Genomic DNA, 4478 nt, shown 5'->3' with positions numbered 1-4478 from the left:
GAAAATCCGATTTATAATCAGTAGCTTGTTTTTCACTAACTCTGTCACCCGACAGCCTTCTCGGAGTGTTAGAATTCTCGTTCAGTTTTCTATGGCGTGAAAACGTATGGGAAAGTTGCGTTTAGGCTATGCCCGCGTATCGACCGACGATCAAACGACCGCACTGCAGGCGGACGCTTTGCGCCGAGCGGGGTGTCATCGCGTCTATCAGGACACCGCGAGTGGCAAGTCTGGTGTGGCCCGTCCGCAGTTGGAGGAATGCTTGGCCGACTTGCGCGAGGGCGACACCCTCGTCGTTTGGCGACTGGATCGGCTTGGGCGAAGCCTGTCTGACCTTGTGCGTATCGTCACCGAGTTGGTTGAGAAGGGGGTTGGCTTTGAGTCGCTGACAGAGAAGATCGAAACAACGAACGCATCAGGCAAGTTGATGTTTCATCTCTTCGCTGTGCTGGCTGAGTTTGAGCGAAATCTGATCCGGGAGCGTACCAAGGCCGGTCTTGCCGCAGCACGCGCGCGTGGTCGCGTTGGTGGCAGGAAGCCCAAGTTGGACGCCAAACAGATCAGGCACATTAAAGCGCTGCTGAGTGACCCGAAGACTAGCGTCACTGAGTTGGCGCGGGACTACGGGGTGTCGCGAACGACAATCTATAAGCACTGCGGTTAGCTAGCCGATAGAAATGGGAGCCCAATGAAATTCGCATACGAAGACATGAGCGACGGTCAGTTCGAGACCTTGATCGTTCTTTTGTGTCAGCGATTGCTTGGGGCTGCCGTTCAGGGCTTCGCAAAAGGGCCTGATGGTGGACGCGATGCCAAGTTCATTGGGACAGCGGAACTACACCCGAGCAAGTCGGCGCCGTGGGTCGGTACAACCATCGTCCAGGCCAAGCACACCAACGGATATAACCGTAATTTCTCTGAATCCGACTTCTTCAGTGCGACAGCAGCGAACACAGTGCTGGGCAAAGAAATTCCCCGCATCAAGAAACTGCGCGAGGCCAAGCAGCTCGATCACTATATGTTGTTCGCCAACCGTCGTCTGGCGGGCAATGCCGAAACGGAAATACGTGATTACATAGCGTCTCAATGTGGTATTCCCGCCTCGTCTATCTACCTCTGCGGACTGGAGCAACTGGAAATTTGGCTGAAGCGTTTCCCGGAGGTTGCAAGGGAAGCAGACCTCGATCCGGTTGATTCACCGTTGATCGTCAGCCCCGACGATCTGGCCGAAGTGGTGCAAGCACTGGCCCGACAGAAAGATGGTGTGGTCGCACTGCTTGACGATCCTCCGACTGAGCGCGTGACCTACGAGCAGAAGAACGTACTCAACAACATGAGTGTCGATTACGCCAAGGTGCAACGGCGGAAGTACCTGAAGGAGACCGCTCAAATTCGGGCTTTCCTGGCGGCACCGGAAAACCTCGACCTGCTGCGCATGTACGAGTCGGTTGTCGATGAATTCCAACTCAAGATCATCGCCAAGCGTAAGGACTACCAGACCTTCGACGAGGTTATGGAGTACTTGGTGGATCTGTTGTTCAACCGCGATCCTGTCTTGCGGCAGCACGCCCACAAGCGTTTGACCCGCGCCGTGCTGTTTTACATGTACTGGAACTGCGATATCGGGGAGGTAGGCGATGCTACGGCCGACCAAGCACTCTCATCCTGATCGCACTGTCATCAACGTCTCGTTGCTGTTGCTGGCTCGCCTGAAGGCTCGGCGCGTGGATGAGTACGATGCGCTGCGCAAATTTGCGAAAAAAAGTGTTGTCGGCGGTGACGTGTTGTTCTTGCCGGCACTGAATTTTCTGTATCTCATGGGCCTGATCGAATATCGCCCCAAGACCGACGCCGTGGAGTACATGGGGCCAAATGAAGCTGTCTAGACTTTATTCCAGCAAGCCTGACTTATTCGAGCCCGTGGAGTTTGTTCAGGGCTTGAACGTCGTCATGGCTGAAATTCGCCTACCGGAAAATCGAAACAAAGACACTCACAACCTCGGCAAGACCACGCTTGGGCGCTTGCTCGACTTCGGTTTTCTTGCCAAGCGCGATCCCAAGTTCTTTCTTTTCAAGCACGCCGAATTGTTCCAGGACTTCGTCTTCTTCCTGGAAATCGAGCTGGAAGATGCTTCGTTTGTGACGATCCGGCGAGGTGTGGAAGAAGCTACCAAGATTAGCTTCAAGCGTCATGAGGCCGGGCACCAGGACTTGTCAGGGTTACCGCTGGTGGAGTGGGACCACTCGGACATGCCCTTCGAGCGGGCGCGTGATCTGCTGGATGGATTGCTTGACTGGCGCGCATTAAAACCCTGGGCGTTCCGAAAAGGCTTGGGCTATCTGCTGCGCTCTCAGGACGATTTCCGCGATGTTTTTCATCTGCGCAAGTTCGCAGCTGCTCATTCGGATTGGAAGCCTTTTCTGGCTCACGTTCTCGGCTTTGACGCTCAACTCGTGGCACAGCACTATGAGAAGGAAGAGCAGCTTGCGGAGAAACAGGCCACCACGCAGACCATAAAGAACGAACTGGGCGGGTCCATTGAGGACATTAGCAAGATCGAGGGCATCCTGTTGCTCAAGCAGAAAGAGGCTGAGAAGAAGCAGAAGCTGCTCGACGCCTTCGACTTCCGCGCACAGGATAAGGACAGCACCAAGCAGTTGGTCGATGACATCGACGAGCGCATTGCGTCCCTTAATGCTGAACGCTACTCGCTCAACCAGAACAAGAAGAAGATCATTGCCTCGCTGGAAGAGGATCAGATCCTCTTCAATCCTGATGAAGCGCAGCGCCTGTTCGAGGAAGCCGGCGTCCTGTTCAAGGGACAGATCAAGAAGGATTTCCAACAGTTGATTGCCTTCAATCGGGCCATTACCGATGAGCGCCGAGGCTATCTGCAGGAAGAACGCGCGGAGGTCGAAGCTGAGCTTAAGCGCATCAATGCAGAACTGAATACCCTGGGCAAGAAGCGCTCGGAGATGCTTTCATTCCTGAGCGGAACCGATATCTTTGGCAAGTACAAGCAGGTGTCGGACGAGATGGTGACGCTGCGTGCCGACATCACTTCGCTGGAGCGTCAACGCGGCTTCCTACATCGTCTGCAGGAGCTGCGAACTGAGATCAGGGCGTTGACCGAAGAGCGTGGGCATCTGCAGACCCAAATCGAGGCGGATGTCGAGAAACAAAACTCTGATCAGAACAGCTTGTTCTCGGCAATTCGCGTGTTCTTCAGTGAGATTGTCGAAGAGGTGATTGACCGCAAGGCGCTGTTGAGCGTATCGCCGAACCAGGCGGGGCATCTAGAGTTTAGAGCGGAAATTCTTGATGAATCCGGTAATGCAACCAGCGCCGACCTTGGGCACACGTACAGAAAACTGCTGTGTATTGCCTTTGACTTGGCTATTTTGCGGGCCCACTTGGACGAAAAGTTCCCGCGCTTCGTTTATCACGACGGCGTGTTCGAATCCCTGGATGATCGCAAAAAGGAAAATCTGCTGGCGGTCATTCGTCGGTATGCTGAGCTGGGGCTGCAGCCAATTATTACGCTCATCGATTCTGATTTGCCCGTGCGTGCTGTAGATGAGGGGCAAGTGTTCTCATCTGATGAAGTTGTGATCACGTTGCACGATGAGGGAGAGCAGGGGCGACTCTTCAAAATGAAGGCGTGGTAATGGTGAAGACATGGGGTATTTGGTATTTACTCGATCTTTGTTTGAATTGGTAGGAGTGGTGCAGCGTCTGATAGCTGCTTACAGGGGGGGAATGAGTGAACGTGATGACCTTCTCGTTTCCGTAGCCAACGAGATCAAGACCTATCGAAAGGTGAGCTTCCAGAACCGACATCAGAGCATGTTGATCGTTGGCTTCATCAGTTCACGCCCGCACAGCAGTTGGCGTCCTGAAGACGGTCCCCCCGCGCGGCATCCCAGACTTTCTACTGCTGGACAGACCAATCGAGACGGTCACGGCCAGGAACTCAAGTAACGGGCAGAAGCCGCAGCCCGCATTGTTTTAGTGCTGCAGGCCAAATGGGCGAGGATGCAGGTGTCGGATTGGAAGGTTGACGAGTGTGAATGGTTGGGCATGGTATTTTCCATGGCATCCCATGATTTGTGTGCTGTAAGTTTTTGAAAAACAAAGATGTTTCCCTTTGAGAAACAATCAAGTGGGAATGATCTTCCCATGAGGCGCGAGACCCCGGCGCTGCCGGGGTTTTTGTTTTCCGGGCCGATCTATTTGTTTTATGGGCGTCGGGGGGAGAGGCGGCGATCAGATGGTCGACTCCGGTTGAAGCCGGAGTTCGGAGTTCGGAGTTCGGCGATCGGAAGCTGGCGCAGCCATGAAAAACTGAGGCCGGTGCAAGGCCGCCTCGTCGACGGTGTCGCGTTCAGCCCGGCCACACGCTGGATTCAGCGCCGCCGTCCACCTCGAGGATTTTGCCGGTGACCCAGCCGGAGGCCGGGGTGGCCAGGTAAAGGGC

The 4478-nt window shown here is 54.6% G+C and carries 4 protein-coding genes; all 4 read left to right on the top strand.

Features of this window, described 5'->3' with window-relative positions; all coding sequences use genetic code 11:
• Positions 1-106: 106 nt before the first annotated feature.
• The 4 genes from Q1W26_RS17075 (at position 107) to Q1W26_RS17060 (ending at position 3669) form a co-directional block, all read left to right on the top strand.
• Positions 107-664, top strand: coding sequence for a recombinase family protein (locus tag Q1W26_RS17075; RefSeq protein ID WP_300442652.1), 558 nt, complete (start codon positions 107-109; stop codon positions 662-664).
• Positions 665-688: 24 nt separating this feature from the next.
• On the top strand, positions 689-1669 hold the full coding sequence (locus Q1W26_RS17070) for an ABC-three component system protein (protein WP_300442651.1): 981 nt from the start codon (positions 689-691) through the stop codon (positions 1667-1669).
• A complete protein-coding gene (locus Q1W26_RS17065) occupies positions 1638-1886 on the top strand; it encodes an ABC-three component system middle component 8 (protein ID WP_300442649.1) in 249 nt (82 codons plus the stop codon). The genes Q1W26_RS17070 and Q1W26_RS17065 overlap by 32 nt, the downstream gene beginning before the upstream one ends.
• Before the next feature lie 64 nt (positions 1887-1950).
• Positions 1951-3669, top strand: a complete 1719-nt coding sequence (locus Q1W26_RS17060; RefSeq protein ID WP_300442647.1) for a DUF2326 domain-containing protein — start codon at positions 1951-1953, stop codon at positions 3667-3669.
• Positions 3670-4478 lie beyond the last annotated feature (809 nt).

The sequence above is a fragment of the Zoogloea sp. genome (assembly GCF_030157465.1).
In the GTDB taxonomy this organism is placed as follows: domain Bacteria; phylum Pseudomonadota; class Gammaproteobacteria; order Burkholderiales; family Rhodocyclaceae; genus Zoogloea.
This window is presented reverse-complemented; position numbering and strand designations above follow the sequence as displayed.

Excerpts from the sequence above, each read along its gene's own strand:
- Q1W26_RS17075 (WP_300442652.1), top strand. The coding sequence starts at position 107 with ATGGGAAAGTTGCGTTTAGGCTATGCCCGCGTATCGACCGACGATCAA.
- Q1W26_RS17070 (WP_300442651.1), top strand. The coding sequence starts at position 689 with ATGAAATTCGCATACGAAGACATGAGCGACGGTCAGTTCGAGACCTTG.
- Q1W26_RS17065 (WP_300442649.1), top strand. The coding sequence starts at position 1,638 with ATGCTACGGCCGACCAAGCACTCTCATCCTGATCGCACTGTCATCAAC.
- Q1W26_RS17060 (WP_300442647.1), top strand. The coding sequence starts at position 1,951 with ATGGCTGAAATTCGCCTACCGGAAAATCGAAACAAAGACACTCACAAC.